The sequence below is a fragment of the Tissierella pigra genome, assembly GCF_009695605.1.
GTDB lineage: Bacteria > Bacillota > Clostridia > Tissierellales > Tissierellaceae > Tissierella > Tissierella pigra.
Genome location: NZ_VUNQ01000014.1, coordinates 67,669 through 85,970, shown reverse-complemented (window position 1 = coordinate 85,970; position 18,302 = coordinate 67,669). Strand labels below are relative to the sequence as shown.

Sequence of the window (18,302 nt, the reverse complement as noted above, 5' to 3'; positions counted from 1 at the left end):
ATTCCGAAGAAATCTGCTTTGAAAACTTCGCTCGACTTGCATGTGTTAGGCACGCCGCCAGCGTTCGTCCTGAGCCAGGATCAAACTCTCATTTAAAAGTCTGATTAGCTCAAATTTGCTGACTGTTGTTTCATGTGTTACTTTTTATAATTCAAAGTTTCTCACACTGTTTAGTTTTCTAGGTTCTCGCTTCCTCTCTCGAGGGAACTTATTCAGTATAGCAAATTTTCCATTTGCTGTCAACTACTTTTTTTAAAAAACTTTTTTAAATCTTTTGTTGATTTGTGAAGTTTTTCATTGTAGCTGACTTTTACTATCATACTCTTTTTTCCAAGAGTTGTCAACTGTTTTTTAACTTTTTTTAAATCTTTTTTAGATTTATTTGAGTTAATGTCGCAGCCGACTTTTATTATAATACACGGTTTCGAATATAAAGTCAACCCCTTTTTATAAAAAAGTTAAAGACTATGTTAAACATGGTCTTTAACTAAGGTTTATTGTATTCAGTTTTCTAAAAATTATACATATAATTCAAATTTGACTATTCTTTAAAAGCTGCAACGACACTTCCCAATGCAATAGAATATAGTTTTGATTCATGGTCATCTGCTCTCGATACTAATACTATGGGAGCCTTTGCTCCCATCACAACGCCTGCTGACTTTCCTCCAGCAAAATAAGTAATACTTTTTCCTATACCATTACCCATTTCAATATTAGGAACTAAAAGTATGTCAGCATCTCCTGCTACTGGTGATTCATATCCTTTTATTTCTGCCGATAATTTAGATACTGCTAAATCCAATGCCATTGGACCATCTACTATTACCCCCTTTGAAAATTCTCCTTCCATATATTTATTCTTCAACTCACCTGCATCTACTGTTGCTATCATTTTAGGATCTACTTTCTCCTTAGCTGCTAAACAAGCTACTTTAACTTCTTCTCTACCTAATGATTTTGTTACTATGGCTGCATTTTCTATGATTTTAACTTTATCCTCTAAGGATGGATGTAAATTCATTCCACCATCTGTTAAGTAAATTAACTTTGAATAATTGGGAATATCATAAGTCATTACATGACTTAATAAAGAATCAGTTCTTAGTCCCCATTCCTTATTTAAAACTGCCTTTAACAATATGGACGTATCTACTAGACCTTTCATTATAAAGTTAGCCTTTCCTCCAAAAACCATTTTAACTCCTATTTCTGCTGCCATACCTAAGTCTTCTTCGTCTATAAATTCATAATTACTTATGTCAAATCCTTTTTCTTTAGCTATCACATTTGTTTTTTCCTTATGTCCAATTAAGATTGGCTCAGCTATACCTAGTTTCTCCGCCTCTACTACTGCACTTAAAACCTCTTCATCATGACAAGCCACTACTGCTAATTTCATTGTCCTTTGAGTTTTGACTTTTAGTAATTCCTCTAGTCTTTTGATTTCCAAATTATATCCCTCCATATTTAATATATTATCTATTCATTAAATCGTCTAATATGTTCTTTTGATTATTCATATTTTCATCATTAGGATTTAATTTAACTGCTTCACTAATATCTTCATATGCTTTTTCTAAATTTCCCAATTGTAAATAACACAGTCCTCTATTAAATAATAGTTTATAATCATTTTGTATATTTTCAATGCCTTCTGTATAAACATCTATTGCATTATCTAAATCCTCTATGGTAAATAAACAGATTCCTAATTCATTGTACACATCAGAGTCCTCTTTATATAAATCTAAGGATTCATAAAAGTAGTCAATGGCTTTTTCAAGCTCTCCTAATCCTTTATAACAAGCTCCTATTAGGTATTTAAGCTCCCACCACTTTTCAAACTTAGGAAGCAGCTTTAAAAATACATCTAACGCTTGTTCAAAATATTCTCGAGATAAATATGATAATCCTGATTCCAATGCCACATCATTCTCTATAAGCTCTATTTCTCCCCTTATTTCTTGAAGCCTTATTTCATCCCTATCTAAGGTTAAATACTTTGTCCATATTAGTTTCGCCTTTAGATATTGATTATTAAATTTGTAATGGTATCCAAGTTTATAATATGCTAAAGGATATTTATCATCTATATCCAATATAGATTCCAATTCTCTAGTGGATTTACTTAAAAATATAGACCCTTCTTTTTCTTGTTCCTTTTCAAAGTATTCCTTGCTTATTTCCTCCAGTGCAAAAGCATAGTTAAAAATACCATTAAGGTTCTTTGAATTTATTAACTTTAATGCTCTAAAACAAATTGCTCCACCTATATGGTCTTTAGCTTCCATTCTTTTAATTCCTTGAAAGAATATATATTCTTCAACTTTTTCATTATATTCCATGATAATCTTTTTATAATCTTGTATATATTTAAACTCAGGGTCTATACCCATTAAATAGACTATTCCATTTATTATATATTCAAGTTTTATTTCCTCTTCTAAATTACCTTCTTTTATTTCATCTATTAATACATCTGTTATTATTGGTAACGGAATATTCTCATTTATAGGATACCCCTTAATATTAATAGTAGTATCTTCCTTTAATTCCATAAATGTAACTCTATTTGCTTGTCTTTTAAAATATTCATTAATAAAATTCATATTATCACCTTCTATTATTAAAACTTATTCATAAACATTCTTTTTCTTCTAGTACTTGTGCTAAGTAACTTATACAAATGTCCTCTATAAATCATAGTAAAGGAAAATATTCCTTGTCCTAGTAAATATCTTATAATTCCTAAGATACCTAAATCTAATCCTAAATTCAAATGTGTAGTAAATATAGTCACAATATTTCCTGTAAGATAATAAATAACTATATAACATACAACATTAGGTAATAACCAATTTAACCAATTTTCCTTCATAAAATCAATTGAATACATAATACTGTCCATAGGTTCTAATACTTTTAAATATAATGTCTCTGGCAGGGGATTTAATAATATAAATATCGATACTGTTACTACTATATTTAATATATATCCATTAAATCCTAAGATTCCTTGAACAATATTTAATAAGTAACTTCCTATCCATGCAAAGAAAAATACTGTATATACTTTTCTAAGAAAATATTTGAATCCATCTTTAAAATCTTGGAATGTTATTCTATTATAATTAATTACATTATACAAAAGATATAAGTAATTAGATATTAAACTTGCACTTACTATTGCGATTATAACACCTGCAATAATAGAAAGTATTCCACTAAATAAAGTCATTGCTAAACTAAACATAAGCATATTTATAATTATATATGCTATTCCTGTAAAGATTATCATCCAGTTATCCTTCAAACTAACTACTGTTTTCTTTAAGGTTTGTTTATTAATCATTAAAAAATCTTTTAAAATATCCAATTAAATCAACTCCTTTATTATATAAGTTATATCATAGGTTTTACACCTATTTATAACTCCATTCTGATAAATAAATAGTATATATATTTCTTCATTGTCATCTATTGGATTATGACCATTTTCTATGATTTTAAAAATATTCTCTTTAAATCCTTCTATAGACACTTCTTTTATTACCCTTTTAGTTGGTAAATATTTATATTCATCTAAATAATTTTCAATTATTCCTTGATCCTTTAGTATCTCATGGATAATTCTTTGTTCTACATTTCTTCCTAAAGATTCTATATTCTTTGGAACTTGCGCTCCTTTATTGTTTTGTATAAAATCAAATCTTAAAAGTTCGTTAAAGTTCAATACATTAGAATAATTTCTTGTTTTATAGAATTCCATTAATACTTCATATAGTTTGATTCTACTGTTGGATACCTTATGATACTCCTTGTCTTCCCAAAACAAAGAAAAATCCTCATAGAAATCAAAAGGGCTAATATAATGATTGTTAATTATATATTGGAGAGAATGTTCAAAGTATCCTTCATTATAATACTTTTCTACTAAATCCTCTATAACCTTCAGCTTTATAATTTCTCCATATTTTATAAAATCATTTTCTAATATTTCATAAGGAGGGATATCTAAATACTTAAATCCATACTTTTCTTCATCTCTTCTAAGTCCGGACCCTTTTAATAGCTTTAAAAATCCTAATTGTATCTTCTCAGGCTTTATTTCATAAACATCATTAAATGACTTTCTAAAGGAGTCATATCCTTCATAAGGAAGCCCTGCAATAAGGTCTAGGTGCTGATGAATATTTTTATATGATTTTATTTCCTTGGTAATCTTTCTTAACTTTTCAAAATCGGTAATCCTGCCTACTGCTTCTATAGTATCTAAATTAGTAGATTGTACCCCTACTTCAAACTGAAATAGTCCTTCATCTACATTAGATAGGAAGTCTAACATTTCTCTATCCAATAAATGTGCTGTAACTTCAAAATGAAAGTTAATGCCTTTAGGATTTTTATCTATAATAAAATTCATTATTTCCATAGCATACTTTTTATTTGCATTAAATGTTCTATCTACAAATTTTACCTGCTTAACATTGGCATCTATTAAAATACCTAATTCTTCCTTTACTCTATCTATGGAAAAATACCTAACCCCTTTAATGGTTGAGGAAAGACAAAATTCACAACCAAAAGGACATCCCCTAGAGGATTCAAAATACACAATTTTATTTCTAAATTCATTTCCTATATTCTTATAGGGAGAGGGGATAGCGTTTAAATCCTTAATTAAAGGTCTCGGAGAATTTATAACTACTCCGTTGTTATTTCTATAAATTAACCCTTTTATATTATCAAACTTCTCACCATTTTTAATCAAAGTTTCCACAAGCTCCTTAAATGTTTCTTCTCCTTCTCCATAGACTATAAAATCAATGAAGGAATTATCTTTTAGTATATTTTCTCCATCAAAAGAAACTTCTGGTCCGCCTAAGATAATCTTTATTTCAGGTTTAACTATTTTTAAAATCTCACATATCTCTAAAGTCTCTGTTAAATTCCAAATATAAGTTGAGAAACCTATTATATCTGGATTTTCTTTAAAAATATCCGAAGCTATAAAATCCGTATTCTGATTTATTGTATATTCTTTTATTTCAATTGGAATTAAATCTCTAATATATTCCTTCAAGTATCTAATAGATAAACAAGAATGAATAAACTTAGAATTCAATGTAGTTAATATTATTTTCATTTTTTTCCTCCTCTAATACTAAGTACATTATATCATTAGTTTTTAATCTTATACAGATAATTTAGAAAAACATAGAATAACCATTGAACTTTTGATAAAATTCTTATAGAATATATTGTATAATATGACAAAAGGGGGAGAATCATGAGGGATTTCGACAAGATTTCAATACAAGAAATGTCTAAAGATGATATGCTTCTAATTATTGAGGCTTTAGAATATACAGGTAAAAACACTAAAATAGATGATTTCATCAGTTTAAAAGATAGTATTGTTGAGGAATTAAGCTTCTTAGTAGAAATGGATGAAAAGGATTTTTTAGAACATATAAAAAAATAGACTCTCATAAATTTGAGAGCCTTATTTTTTAAATAAATACATACCTGTTCTAGTTTGAATTAAGGAAGTTAAAACATTGTTTTTTACTTCTTTTTTTATTACTTTAGCTTCTTTAAGCAAAGAATGAAAAAATATTTCCCCTTCTTTTTGGTCAAAAATATCTGGTAATATATATTTTTCTATTTTAAGCTGTTCTGGATCAATTCTAGATTTCCTTAAATTTATAATATAATCTCCAAGGTTTATATAGAATTTAGGAAGATTGTATTCAATATCTAAATCATATATAAATCCACAAAATATTTCACCAATCATAGTCTGTGGTTCTTTTTTATCTAATACATTTAGTAAATCAATTAAATTAGAATATCTATTATTTTTAATTCCATTGAGGATATTTAACAGATGAATCTTTTCTCTTTCAAATTCAACACTAAAATTACCTTTATAATCTTTAATATTTGCTCTATAATATTTTTCATATTTTTTCATATAATCAGCTTGAGAGAATCCTATTACAACTTCTTTTAATGTATCTAATAAATTGTTGTTAGATTTATTAAAAGCTGTTTCATGTAATAAAGAGCTTATGGCTAACCATTGGAAAAGTGTCGTTAAGTTTCCAGTTGTAAATAGTATGTTTTTTATGATTTCCTCTTGAATCACTTCATAGTTTTGATTTGCAAGGATTATTGGAATTATTCTGCTTAAAATTGAGTTATCTTCTTCTTCCCAATATGCAACAGAATTTATTTTTCCTTCTGCATTTAATAAAGAAGAATTCCCTCCATTTCTATAACTTAGCCATAGTCTAAATTCCTCTACAAATCTTTTATAGTCAATTCTTACTGCCACTTCTTCTTTCATAGGAATTAATGATTTTATTGTTATTACTCCTAATTGGGATAAGTATGTGTAAGAGTTATTTTTCGTATAATCATATAGAAATAGATTTAGCAAAAGTCTTTCTAATTTTTTTTCCATTCTATCTACATTCTTTCTGGTGCTTCCATACCTAATAGCTCTAATCCAGTTTTTATTACAGTTTTAGCTCCAAAAGATAGCATAAGTCTTGCTTTTTTTAGCTCTATATCATCTGTAATTATAGGACATGAATTGTAAAACTTATTATAAGCTTTCGCTATTTCAACTATATGTCTTGTAATGAAATATGGCTCATTTTTTTCCATTGAATCTACTACTATCTTAGGGAAATCATATAATAACCTTGTTATATTTATTTCCTCCTCTGTATTTAAAAGATTATAATTCACATTGTCTTCTATATTAAACTTTCCTCTTTCAAGTAGAGAACTTATTCTTGCATGAGTATATTGAACATAAGGTCCCGTTTCACCTTCAAAGCTTAATGTTCTATCCCATGAGAATACATAGTCTTTAATTCTTTGATTAAACAGTTCTTGAAATACTACTGCACCAATCCCTACTTGTTTTGCGACTTCTTCCTTGTTTTCTAAATTTGGGTTTCTTTCATTTATTATATTTAAAGTATTTTTAACTGCAGTATTTAGTACATCCTCTAAGAATACTACTCTACCTTTTCTAGTGGATAAAGTTCCCTCCTCTAAACTAACCATGCCAAACGGTATATGAACACAATCATTTGCCCACTCATACCCCATCAATTCTATTACCTTCATCCACGCTTTAAAATGAAGATTTTGCTGAGAAGCTACTACATATATATTTTTATAAAAATCGTAGTTTTTCTTTCTATAAAATGCAGCTGCTATATCTCTTGTAGTATATAATGTAGAACCATCAGATTTCATTATAAGTGCTGGTGGCATTCCATGTTCCTCTAAATCCACTAGAAATGCACCATCTGATTCCTTCAGTAAATTCTTTTCTTTTAATTCCTCAATAACTGCTGGCATTTTATCTGAATAGAAGGATTCCCCTGCATAGGAGTCAAACTTAATGTTTAACATATCATATACTTTATTGAACTCCTTTAAGGATATTTCTCTAATCCATTGCCATAATTCTACAGCTTCTTTATTTCCATCTTCTAATTCCTTAAACCAGTATCTAGCTTCATTTCTTAGTTCTTCATGTTCTTCTGCTTCTGCATTAAATCTAACATATAGCTTTAATAACTCATTTATAGGATCAGATTCTATTACTGCTTTATCCCCCCATTTTTTATAGGCAGAAATTAACATACCAAATTGAGTTCCATAATCTCCTAAATGATTAATTGCAATTGTATCAAATCCTAAAAAAGTATATATTTTATACAATGAATTTCCTATAACTGTTGTTCTAATATGACCTATGTGGAAAGGTTTTGCGATATTAGGTGATGAGTATTCTACTATTACTGTTTTTCCATTACCCATATCTGATGAACCATACTTAGCTTGTTTTCCTTTTACTTCATTTAAAGTAACTTCTGTAAGTTTACCTTTATTTATAAAGAAGTTAAGATAAGGGCCTTTGTTTTCTATTCTTTCAAAATATTCATTATCTCCAAATTTAGGCACTAACTCTTCTGCTATCATTGGTGGTGCTTTTTTAAAAGCCTTGGCTAATCTAAATACTGGAAAAGCATAATCACCCATATCATAAGATGGTGGTACCTCTATTAAAGCTGATATTTCTTCTTCTGTCAGTACATCTACTTCTGATTTAATTAGTTTTGTAACTTCTTCCCTAAAATTTAACATCTTTTCAACCTCCTCTTATTTAATTCACAATTATCTTGATTTATAAAAAATAAAAATCGGGTCAATTCTCATCTCTAATAAGAGACGAGAGCTAACCCGTGATACCACTCTTGTTGGCAAATGCCCACTCGAAATTTTAACGCTACTAGCGTAATATCTTACTTTTTTCAGATATATTCTCATGAGTTCTTTTCAAATATTTCCTAACACTGGCTTTCACCATCCCAGTTCGCTTTTGCTAGTTTAAATATCTTACTCTCTCAATCTACGAATTATATATAATTAATTATTAATATATAATATACAATACTCCTTATAAAAATACAAGTAATTATTTAATTTCTTCATTTACATTTAAAAACATTGTTTTTTTACTATTTAAGGATAAAAAATTAGTCAGAAACAGTAATATTCCTCCTACAGTTGTTATGAAATATATTGGGATTCTATTTAATAAATATCCAGATAAGATTAGACCAATGGGCAGAATGATTTTTACCGTACTCATCACTATACTTAGAACTCTTCCCCTATATTCATCTGGTATCATTTTTTGCAGCATATACATAATTGGTATATCTATAAAAGATATAGTAGCTCCAAATATAAATACTACCCCACAATAGTATAAAGTATATATCATAGGAGTAAATGCCATATTCTTAAATAGTATGGGAATACCTAATAAGATTGTGCATATACCTAATGTAAAACTAGAAAACATTAAAACTTTTTTATATGCAGTCTTTTTCATTATCCTTTTAATCAGTAATGCACCAATTATCATCCCTACTGGAAATCCACTTTGAATTATGCCTAGACTTTTAGATCCGAGCATCAATACATTATTAATTATATAAGGTAAAGGTACAGTAACTGATAGCCCCATAAAAAAGTTTATACTAATAAACACAGTAAAAATTCCTATAATATCTTTTCTCTCCATAATATATTCGAAGCCCTTTTTCATATCTTTTACAAAATCAATATTATTTTCATTTTTCTTATCCTCTTGGTAGTTATATCTAAAATCTATAAACATTTCGGATACTCCTGAAATTATATAGAATATTCCACAGAGTAAAATAAAATATCTAATATCAATAAAAGCAAATATCAATCCTCCAACCATTGGACCTAATATTGAAGATATGGAGTCTATTATTTTACTAATTGAATTAATATTCATTAACATATCTTTTGATACTATATTAGGGATTGCAGCCTCCATAGATATACCAAATATAGTACTGAAAATCGTAGTAATAAATGTACTCACATATATCATAGGCAAACTTAGTCCATGTATACAACTAATTATATATATTAGCATTAAAAATATTCCATTTAATATATCCATCATAACAACTATCTTCTTTTTATCAAATTTATCTGCTAAAACCCCAGCAAATGGATTGATAATTAGCATAGGTATACTACTGACTATTAGACTTAAAGCAAAATTTAATCCTGAACCTGTAATTTCTAATACATAAAGACCTATTGCAAAAGAATAAATAGATGCACCAAAAATAGATACAAATTTACCTAAAGAAAATAATATAAAATTTAGTCTTTCTTTTTTGTTTTTCATATTGACCCCTCCTATTAACTACATTTTAAATAGTAGTCTTTAGGCAACGTCAATATATATAATAAATATTTTTGAGTATATAACTGATCAAGTATGGTGTTAACCCTATCTTTTCCCGTAATATAAATAAGAATATACTTCTTCTCCTTTTACGAAATAATCTTCATATTTACCGCCTTTATCCAATGGTGCTGATACATTTTCATAAATAGGTTTATAGTGTAGGTTATTTATATTTTCTTGTATATTATTTAAAATGAAACTTTTTCTATATTCTTCGGCTATTTTACTATTTATACTAAAGTTTTTAAACATTATATATGTTCCAATTAACCATGCAGATCCTTTAATATATTTATCAATTTCCTTTAATAAAAACTCTTCATTTAAAAAACCATAGTTGCTACTTCCTGTAAAATCCACAAGAACATCAATAGATTTATCTTCTATGGGAATTTCACTAAAATCTGTGCAGATAAAAATTATGTTCTTATTGCAATTCATAAGTTCTAACATGTTTTTTAAAAATTTATGTCTTTCTAAATCATTATCTACAGCTATATAAATAGCATCATCAGGTAATTCATTATATATATGTCTTAGGAAAAAACCACTTCCCGATCCTAATTCTAATATCATTTTATTTTTAAACTCGTCAAATTCTATTTTCTTATGAATTAACTCTAAGTTCCTATATACTTTATCTAAGTACTCTATATCAGTTAAACTTATATATTCCACTATATAATTAAAATCAAAATTTACTCCATGACCTTTAGATTGCTGATTAATTACTAATATTCCATCTTCAATTATATATTCTAATCCACAGCTACATCTTAGAACACCATCAATTATTTTATTATTATCCACATTTCCTTTTGAAAGTACTAAATTACTATTACATTTTAGACATTTAAATACATTTAAATGTTTAAAATCAATTCCAATTTTATTCTTTGGATTTATATTAAGACTTTCTAGCTCTTGTATTTTGTATTTAAGTTTTTTTCTAACTTCTCTAAGATTCTCTATTTCTTTTCCAACGCTAATGTATTTGTTTTCAAAAAAAGCTTTATAATATTGATTTTGTTCATAGGGTGTAAGATTTCCTAATCGCCTAAAGATAAATATGGATTTAATTTCATTTAATGTAAATCCCATGGTCTTTAAATTTAAAACTTCATCTAAATCTAATTTACATCTAGAATCAAAATAATATTGTCCACCTTGCATCTCTGGTATAATCAATCCCAACTCCATATAATGTCTAACAGTGTCAATGGTAAGATTGTTACTTTCAGCAAATTTTCCTATTCTCACTAATTCACCACCTATTAATAATTTATCACACTTATTCCCAATACGATTCAAAATTTACATTCTTTGCATTATTTCCAATTAAATAAAGCTGAACTTTCCCCTCTTTAAATATAGATAAATCCAATTCATAACTATCATTTTTAGGCCATAAATCTATAGTCTTTTCTATTTCTCCTTGTATTAACTTTAGTGAAAGTTCGCCTTCCTCACATTCAGATTCAATATAGAGTGTTTTTGGACTATTATCTTTTATGTTTATTTTACGAGTAAATTCCTTAGTAGAATAAATATACGATATATTCCACTTATCTCCTATATTGTTTTCTATTGAACCTATTGATATTCCACCATTAAATTTTAAGCTATCATCTCTAAATAACATTATAACAAATCCCATGAAAATTATAATAACTATAGTAAAATAGATTATAAATCCTATTATAAGCCTCTTAGAGCTACTTTCCCTATTTTCCCTGTAATATCTTAGATCTTCCTTAAATTCACTTCCACAATTCATGCAATAATGGGATGATGCTGGTACTGTGCTACTACATTTATTGCATTTGATTGCTTCATATCTACGAGCTACTAGAAAATAAATTATTAAACCCATTAAGTTGGGAACTAATAATACTATTGTAGTCCATAGACCTGCATCTAAATTCCTTTTTTTTGCATCCTTATATGTCCATGTCCCCAACAGGATAAATATCACACCAATAAATAATATCAACATTCCAAACAGTATTAACATATTCATAAACAAATCACAGCCCCTTTCTTAAGTTCAAAGTATTTAACCCCTATAGCTGTCAATACTATGCTAAATATCATAGTTAATAGCAAAAACATTAAAACTCCTAACTGCAAAATTCCGTATGGAATAAAAATAAAAGCTATTGTCGATGCTACCATAGTCATAAATATGGAAATAACCATAGGAAGCCACCAGATAGATAAAGATTTTTCTTTGGAAGACTGAGTCTTTAATTTTTTCTTCAATTCTTGATTTAGTCTTTCATCAACCTTAACAGATGGTGAAAGTGATATTTTGAGCAACATATCAATCTCATCCCTATCTATATCTTTCATATCCCTTCACCTCCAATTCACTTTTTATAATTAATCTAGCTTTATATAGACGACTCTTAATTGTTCCTTGAGGTATTTTTAAAGCCGTAGAAATCTCTGCTATAGACATATCTCCATTATAATACATAATAATAGGTATCCTAAACTTATCATTTAATTTAAAAACTATGGTATTAACTTCATCTGTTAATTCATTTGAGATAATTATATCTTCTATACTAATACTATCAGTGGATGTATTTAACCAGTCCTCCTCTTCCATCCCAACAATTGGTGCGATCCTGTAGTGACGTGCTTTCTTACAAGTGCTGTTTTTCCATATACTTACAGCAAGAGAAATCAAGAATCCCTTGGGATTATTGTTTATATCTATCTTTTCTTTTATTTCTAATGCTCTTAGGAAAGTTTGCTGATATAGATCATCTGCGTCAGCCTTATTCATTGTAAGCCGCCGACAAAATCCATAAATAACATTCCCATATAAATCAATTAATTTTTCCATATCACATATGTCCATTGGCATCACCCCCTCATATTGTTATCGTCGCCAGATAGAAATCGGTTCATTTTTTTCTCGACTATTCATAAATTAAAAAGAGATATTTATCTTTACCACGATAAATATCTCTTTTGTTTTTATTTATTTAATTTCCACTACGGTAACTCCAGTTCCACCTTCATTATAATTTCCTATTCTTGAAGTCTTTACATGTCTATGGCTTCTTAGATAGGTTTTTATACCATCTCTCAATACTCCAGTACCTTTTCCATGGATTATATGAATCTGCTTTAATCCTGCAATATATGCGTCATCTAAATATTTGTCTAATTCAAGAAAAGCTTCATCAAGATTTTGTCCCCGTAAATCTATTTCTGTTTTTATATCCTTAGATTTTGAACCCATAATTTTTTTAGTACTATTATGGATTTTCTCTTCTTCTTGAGATATTGCTCTTTTAAGAGTTGATATGTGGGATGTTATTTTCATTATACCTACTTGAATTTTTACATTTCCATTATCATCAGGCTCTTCTACAACTGTACCCTTCTGGTTAAATGTAAGTACTTCTACAGTTTCTCCAACCTTTAGATTCTTTGGTGGCTTATTAGACTTTACATTTAATATATTTTTAGATACTTCTGCCTCTGCCTTATTCAATTTAGACTTTAGTTTCTCTTGAACTTCTTGGATTTTTCTAGCTCTATCCTTTTCTATTTCTAAAGATATATCTTTTAATTCTCCCACTATGGAATCTGCTTCTTCTTTTGCTCCTCTAAGTACTTGTCTGGCTTCTTCCCTAGCTTTAGTTAAAATTTTATCTCTCATTTCCTTTGTCTTATCTCTTTCTACAGCTAAATCTTCTTTTAATTTTTCTACTTCTAATCTATATCTTTCTGCTTCTTGTCTATTGGCTTCAATGGCTAATCTATCTTTTTCCATGGCTTGAAGTACATCTTCAAACTCTATATTTTCCTTTGAAATAAGATCTTTAGCATAATCTATTATATTATCCTTTAGTCCCAGTCTTTTAGATATTTCAAAGGCATTTGACTTACCAGGAACTCCTATAAGCAGTCTATAAGTAGGACTTAGAGTTTCTACATCAAATTCTACAGAGGCATTTCTTACTCCTTCTGTAGTTAAAGCATATAATTTTAACTGACTATAGTGGGTTGTAGCAATAGTCCTTACATTTAGTTTAAGTAATTTATCTAAGATAGACATGGCTAAAGCTGCCCCTTCTGTCGGGTCTGTTCCCGCACCAAGCTCATCAAATAATATTAAACTATTATATTCTACCTTATCAAGTATATCTACTATATTTACCATGTGTGATGAGAAAGTAGATAGAGACTGTTCTATACTTTGTTCATCTCCAATATCTGCAAATACTTGATTGAATACTGCTATTTCTGAATTAAAATCTGCTGGAATATGAAGCCCGGACTGAGCCATTAAAGTAAGGAGTCCAACAGTTTTCAATGTAACAGTTTTACCGCCAGTATTTGGTCCTGTTATTATAAGAGAATTAAATTCTTTTCCTAGATACACATCTATTGGTACTATTTTAGCCACATTAAGCAAAGGATGTCGTCCTTTTCTTATATTTATATAACCATCTTTATTTAAAATAGGTCTTGTAGCCTTCATATCTAAGGCAAGTTTGCCCTTGGCAAAAATAAAATCTAATTCTTGAAGAATTTTTTGGTTATTTCCAATTCCTTCTGATTCTTCTGCTACTAAATTGGAAAGTTCTCTTAATATCCTTTCTATCTCTTCTCTTTCCTTTAATTCTAGCTCTCTAAGTTCATTATTTAACTGAACTACAGCCATAGGCTCTACAAACAAAGTAGCTCCACTTCCACTCATATCATGGACTAATCCTGGAACATTTCCCCTATTTTCAGCCTTAACTGGTATTACATATCTACCTTCCCTGATAGTTACAATACTATCCTGTAAATATTTTTTATTGTCCTGTGAGCTTATTATGGAACTTAATTTATCTTTTACAGCATCGTTTTTACTTATTATTTGCCTTCTGATACTTCTAAGTGTGGAACTAGCATTATCAGATATGTCATTTTCAGAAACAATAGCATTATTTATTTCATCTTCAATATGTTTAAATACCCTTAGCTCTTCTACTAGTCTCTCAATAATGGGATAGTTAGAAACCTTATCTTCTTTTGTTTCTTTTATATAGTTTTTTAATCCTCTAGATACTCTCAAAGAATCAGACACCTTTAATAATCCATTTGGACTAAGAGAACCACCTATTTCTGCCCTCTTTACCTCTGGTGCTATACTGTGTATCCCATAAAGTGGTGGTGTACCTCTTTTAATCAATAAAGACTGTGCCTCTTCTGTCTCTCTTTGTAAATATTCTATATCCTGTAACTCAGTTAATGGTTCTATTTCTTTTACTCTATCTTTTCCTAAGGTAGATTCTGCCTTTTCAAGGAGTAAATCTATAACTTTGTTAAACTCTAATGTTTTTAAGGTTCTTTTATTCATTTTATCACCTCTATTACATAACACCTCTAAAATAATGACCATTTGTTATGCTTTTATTTTCTTTAAATCTATCTAAAAATTCTTTTGCTTCTCTTTCATCTATATTATTATTAGCATAATCATAAAAATTACTTTGAATTTCTTTTATTCCTTTTTCTTCAATAGTAAAATCTAATCTAGCCATGGACACACCACTATTATATATTTGTTTTAGACTATCTATTACAAGTAGTGGTACAGAATTGTAAATATTTGAATATCCATCTTTTCTATCCATATAAAAAGTAACATTCATTCTATCCTTTATTCCATAACCCTTAGAGAAATTACAGTTCTTACAGCTTTTGTCGTCTTTACATCCTTTTACTAAAGACATTGGACAATGTTTAGTTACCATGACTGGTAAATAACCATAGACTATAGCTTCTGTAAAGGCATCTGAATGTTCTGCTATTTTTCTAATTTGATTTAGAGTTAATTCAGGAGAAAATGTGGTACTTTTAAGCCCTTTTTCCTTTAGGTAATTTAAAGTAAAACTATTGAATATATTTAATCCAATATCTCCATGAATCTTTAAATCAAATCTATCTTTTATATATTTTAATGTACCTAAGTTAGATACAGATACTCCGTCTATTTCTTCTTTTATAGGCTCTATTATTTTAGAAATATTATCTAAGTCTTTTCTATATAATATCTTGTCTGTCCAAAAGTATATTTCTTTATTATGGCTTTTAGCCTTAAAAATAGCCTTGTCTAGTTTATCATAAAAACCTAAATAAACCCTATCTAACTTGTCTAAATCCAGCTGATTAAATTGCTCTATATTACTAACTTTTACACTAATCTTATTGTCTATTTCTTTATCTAATTTTTTATATGAAAAAAAAGCTTTCTTCTTTTTATTATATATTTGTCTGTCTATGGGATTTCTCTTATGTGAATTTTTTAGTATTTTATCTAATTTCTCTATGGCTTCTCTTCTCAATGAGTTTAAAGATGATACAGGCAAATAAGCCTTTTCATCTAAATTAATATTTAAATTATCTAAGATATAAATAGAGTCTCCAAGTTTTGATAATTGTTCTCTTATTTTATCTTCTGTTAAAGGTACTTTTTGAGATATTTCTACTTCATTTTCACCCTCTATGGTAATTAGGTTTTCTCTATACATAAGAATAAGTTTTGGCTTCATTCCTATGTTTATATTTATTTCCATATTTATAGGTCTTTTTATATTTTCAAACTTATAGCTTAACTTAGCTTGTTCAAGAAGATTTACACTTGAAGTCTTATATACTAATGAGTCTTTAAGTATAAAGCCTGGTTTCTCTAAGTTCATGGTAGTTCCTTTTTTACCATTAAAGGGAGCTATCATTCCTTTATACTCTCCATTGGCACTTTCAAACTCTAATCCATCTCCTGCATCTACATCTTCATTCAATAATACATATACCTTATATTTATCTGCCTTAGTTACCTTACCTACTAATATTCCCCTATTATCTGGTCTTTCCATAGAAGAAAAGTTCCTTCCAAAATCTCCAAACATAAGCCCTTTAGTAAATCCCCTATTGAATATTTGCTCTACATCTTTTTTATCTTCTGAACTTAATACTCCTTCATCTAAAGCTTTTCTATAATTTTTAACCACTGTTGCAACATATTCTGGTCTTTTCATTCTACCCTCTATTTTCAGAGAGATAATTCCAGACTCTACTATTTCTTGTATTTCTTCAAGAGTATTTAAGTCTCTTGTACTTAATATATGTTTTTTATTCCAATCCTTTATTAAATTTCCATCCTTATCTACTATGGAAGATGGCATTCTACATGGTTGCGCACACTTTCCTCTATTACCACTTCTACCACCTATCATACTACTCATTAAACATTGTCCAGAGTATGAAACGCAAAGAGCCCCATGTATAAAGGCTTCTAATTCAATGGGGGTATTTTTATGGATATATTTAATTTCATCAATAGGAACTTCACGGGCGATAACCACTCTAGTAAGTCCCATATCATGTACAAACTCTGCTCCCTGTAAATTATTTATTGTCATCTGTGTGCTTCCATGAACCTCTAAGTCTGGAAAGAAATCTCTTATGGTCTTGGCAAGACCAAGGTCTTGAACAATTATACCATCTATATCAATTTCATAGAGAAATTTAATATAGTCTATTACATCCTCCATCTCAGAATCATCTACTAAAATATTAGCCGTAATATATACCTTCACATTTCTCAAATGTGCATAATTAACGGCCTCTTTTAATTCATCATAATCAAAATTAGAGGCATATTGTCTAGCATTAAAGAGTTTTCCTCCTAAATAAACTGCATTTGCTCCATTTTGAATGGCTGCATGAAGGGATTCCATGGTACCAACTGGAGCCAATAATTCAATATTATTATTCACCTACTATAATTCCTCCTTGGCAAATACCTTTTTTTCGTTATCTAATATTCTTAGGACTTCTCCTAATTCTTTTTTAGTTTCGATTAATTCAATCTGATTATCAAATACCTTATCCTGCAAAGATTTTATCATCTTTTGACTTTCAATTAATTCTTTTTCCTTTAATTCTAAAGCTTGTTCATATTTTTTCATTTGCTTTAAGACATTTTCACCCTCAATTTTAGTATTAAGCAAATCATTTTTATATTGTAGATTTTGCGTTTCCAAATTTTGAATAGTGGCTTTTGCCTTTTCTAACTCATTTATTACATTTTCATATTTCTCCATAGGGTCTTTAGATTGATTTTTCAATTGTTCTAACTTTGACACTGTTCTATAAAGTTCATCTGCTATATTAAAAGCAGCTAATGTAGCTGAGCTGGTTTGACATAATCTATCATTTTTATTTGTTAATTCTCTTATCTTTTTATCTACATAACTGGCTAAACTTCTAACATAGTCTTCATCATCAGTTGTTCCCACCACTGTAAAGTTACGACCATCTATCAATATATTTATTTTCTTTCTTTCTGTCATAACTTGTACCACTCCTTTAATAGTTTATAGATATATATTCTACATAAGTTTTAAATCTCCTTCTTTATTGGAGAAAAAGAGTAGAATTATCTACTCTT

Annotated in this window: 15 protein-coding genes, 1 rRNA gene and 1 other annotated feature; of the genes, 1 reads left to right on the top strand and 15 read right to left on the bottom strand. The window is 28.6% G+C overall.

Annotation, left to right across the window (positions count from 1 at the left end; translation table 11 throughout):
- From FYJ83_RS08330 to FYJ83_RS08310, 5 genes are all read right to left on the bottom strand, one after another.
- Positions 1-96, bottom strand: a 16S ribosomal RNA gene (locus tag FYJ83_RS08330); the annotation flags it as partial.
- Between the two features lie 445 nt (positions 97-541).
- Positions 542-1,453 (bottom strand): bifunctional enoyl-CoA hydratase/phosphate acetyltransferase, encoded by a 912-nt coding sequence (locus tag FYJ83_RS08325; protein ID WP_229768531.1) that lies wholly within the window; start codon positions 1,451-1,453, stop codon positions 542-544.
- 25 nt (positions 1,454-1,478) lie between these two features.
- Entirely contained in the window at positions 1,479-2,612 is a 1,134-nt protein-coding gene (locus FYJ83_RS08320; protein ID WP_154439867.1) for a tetratricopeptide repeat protein, read from the bottom strand.
- Positions 2,613-2,629: 17 nt separating this feature from the next.
- Positions 2,630-3,379: a hypothetical protein gene (locus FYJ83_RS08315; RefSeq protein ID WP_154439866.1), complete on the bottom strand. Its 750-nt coding sequence runs from the start codon at positions 3,377-3,379 to the stop codon at positions 2,630-2,632.
- Entirely contained in the window at positions 3,380-5,149 is a 1,770-nt protein-coding gene (locus tag FYJ83_RS08310) for a B12-binding domain-containing radical SAM protein (protein WP_154439865.1), read from the bottom strand.
- Between the two features lie 144 nt (positions 5,150-5,293).
- Between FYJ83_RS08310 and FYJ83_RS08305 the strand changes: the two genes are divergently transcribed.
- Complete coding sequence (locus tag FYJ83_RS08305) at positions 5,294-5,488, top strand: hypothetical protein (RefSeq protein ID WP_154439864.1); 195 nt, start codon at positions 5,294-5,296, stop codon at positions 5,486-5,488.
- A gap of 21 nt (positions 5,489-5,509) precedes the next feature.
- Here FYJ83_RS08305 and FYJ83_RS08300 read toward each other — a convergent pair whose 3' ends face one another.
- The 10 genes from FYJ83_RS08300 to FYJ83_RS08255 form a co-directional block, all read right to left on the bottom strand.
- A complete protein-coding gene (locus FYJ83_RS08300) occupies positions 5,510-6,472 on the bottom strand; it encodes a hypothetical protein (protein ID WP_154439863.1) in 963 nt (320 codons plus the stop codon).
- A gap of 5 nt (positions 6,473-6,477) precedes the next feature.
- Positions 6,478-8,178: an arginine--tRNA ligase gene (gene argS / locus FYJ83_RS08295; protein WP_154439862.1), complete on the bottom strand. Its 1,701-nt coding sequence runs from the start codon at positions 8,176-8,178 to the stop codon at positions 6,478-6,480.
- A gap of 77 nt (positions 8,179-8,255) precedes the next feature.
- Positions 8,256-8,455, bottom strand: a binding site (T-box leader).
- A 54-nt stretch (positions 8,456-8,509) separates the two neighbouring features.
- On the bottom strand, positions 8,510-9,772 hold the full coding sequence (locus tag FYJ83_RS08290; RefSeq protein WP_154439861.1) for an MFS transporter: 1,263 nt from the start codon (positions 9,770-9,772) through the stop codon (positions 8,510-8,512).
- A 105-nt stretch (positions 9,773-9,877) separates the two neighbouring features.
- The gene (locus FYJ83_RS08285; RefSeq protein ID WP_326828320.1) at positions 9,878-11,095 is read right to left on the bottom strand and encodes a MerR family transcriptional regulator; all 1,218 of its coding nucleotides are present in this window, start codon (positions 11,093-11,095) and stop codon (positions 9,878-9,880) included.
- 31 nt (positions 11,096-11,126) lie between these two features.
- The gene (locus FYJ83_RS08280; protein WP_195837956.1) at positions 11,127-11,855 is read right to left on the bottom strand and encodes a zinc ribbon domain-containing protein; all 729 of its coding nucleotides are present in this window, start codon (positions 11,853-11,855) and stop codon (positions 11,127-11,129) included.
- The gene (locus FYJ83_RS08275) at positions 11,852-12,187 is read right to left on the bottom strand and encodes a hypothetical protein (protein ID WP_154439859.1); all 336 of its coding nucleotides are present in this window, start codon (positions 12,185-12,187) and stop codon (positions 11,852-11,854) included. The genes FYJ83_RS08280 and FYJ83_RS08275 overlap by 4 nt, the downstream gene beginning before the upstream one ends.
- A complete protein-coding gene (locus FYJ83_RS08270; protein ID WP_154439858.1) occupies positions 12,171-12,704 on the bottom strand; it encodes an RNA polymerase sigma factor in 534 nt (177 codons plus the stop codon). The genes FYJ83_RS08275 and FYJ83_RS08270 overlap by 17 nt, the downstream gene beginning before the upstream one ends.
- Before the next feature lie 123 nt (positions 12,705-12,827).
- The gene (locus FYJ83_RS08265; RefSeq protein ID WP_154439857.1) at positions 12,828-15,206 is read right to left on the bottom strand and encodes an endonuclease MutS2; all 2,379 of its coding nucleotides are present in this window, start codon (positions 15,204-15,206) and stop codon (positions 12,828-12,830) included.
- 13 nt (positions 15,207-15,219) lie between these two features.
- Positions 15,220-17,628 carry a DUF3656 domain-containing U32 family peptidase gene (locus tag FYJ83_RS08260; protein WP_326828319.1) on the bottom strand — a complete coding sequence of 803 codons (2,409 nt, stop codon included), beginning with the start codon at positions 17,626-17,628 and terminating at the stop codon, positions 15,220-15,222.
- Between the two features lie 3 nt (positions 17,629-17,631).
- Positions 17,632-18,204 (bottom strand): cell division protein ZapA, encoded by a 573-nt coding sequence (locus tag FYJ83_RS08255; RefSeq protein WP_154439856.1) that lies wholly within the window; start codon positions 18,202-18,204, stop codon positions 17,632-17,634.
- Positions 18,205-18,302: the final 98 nt, after the last annotated feature.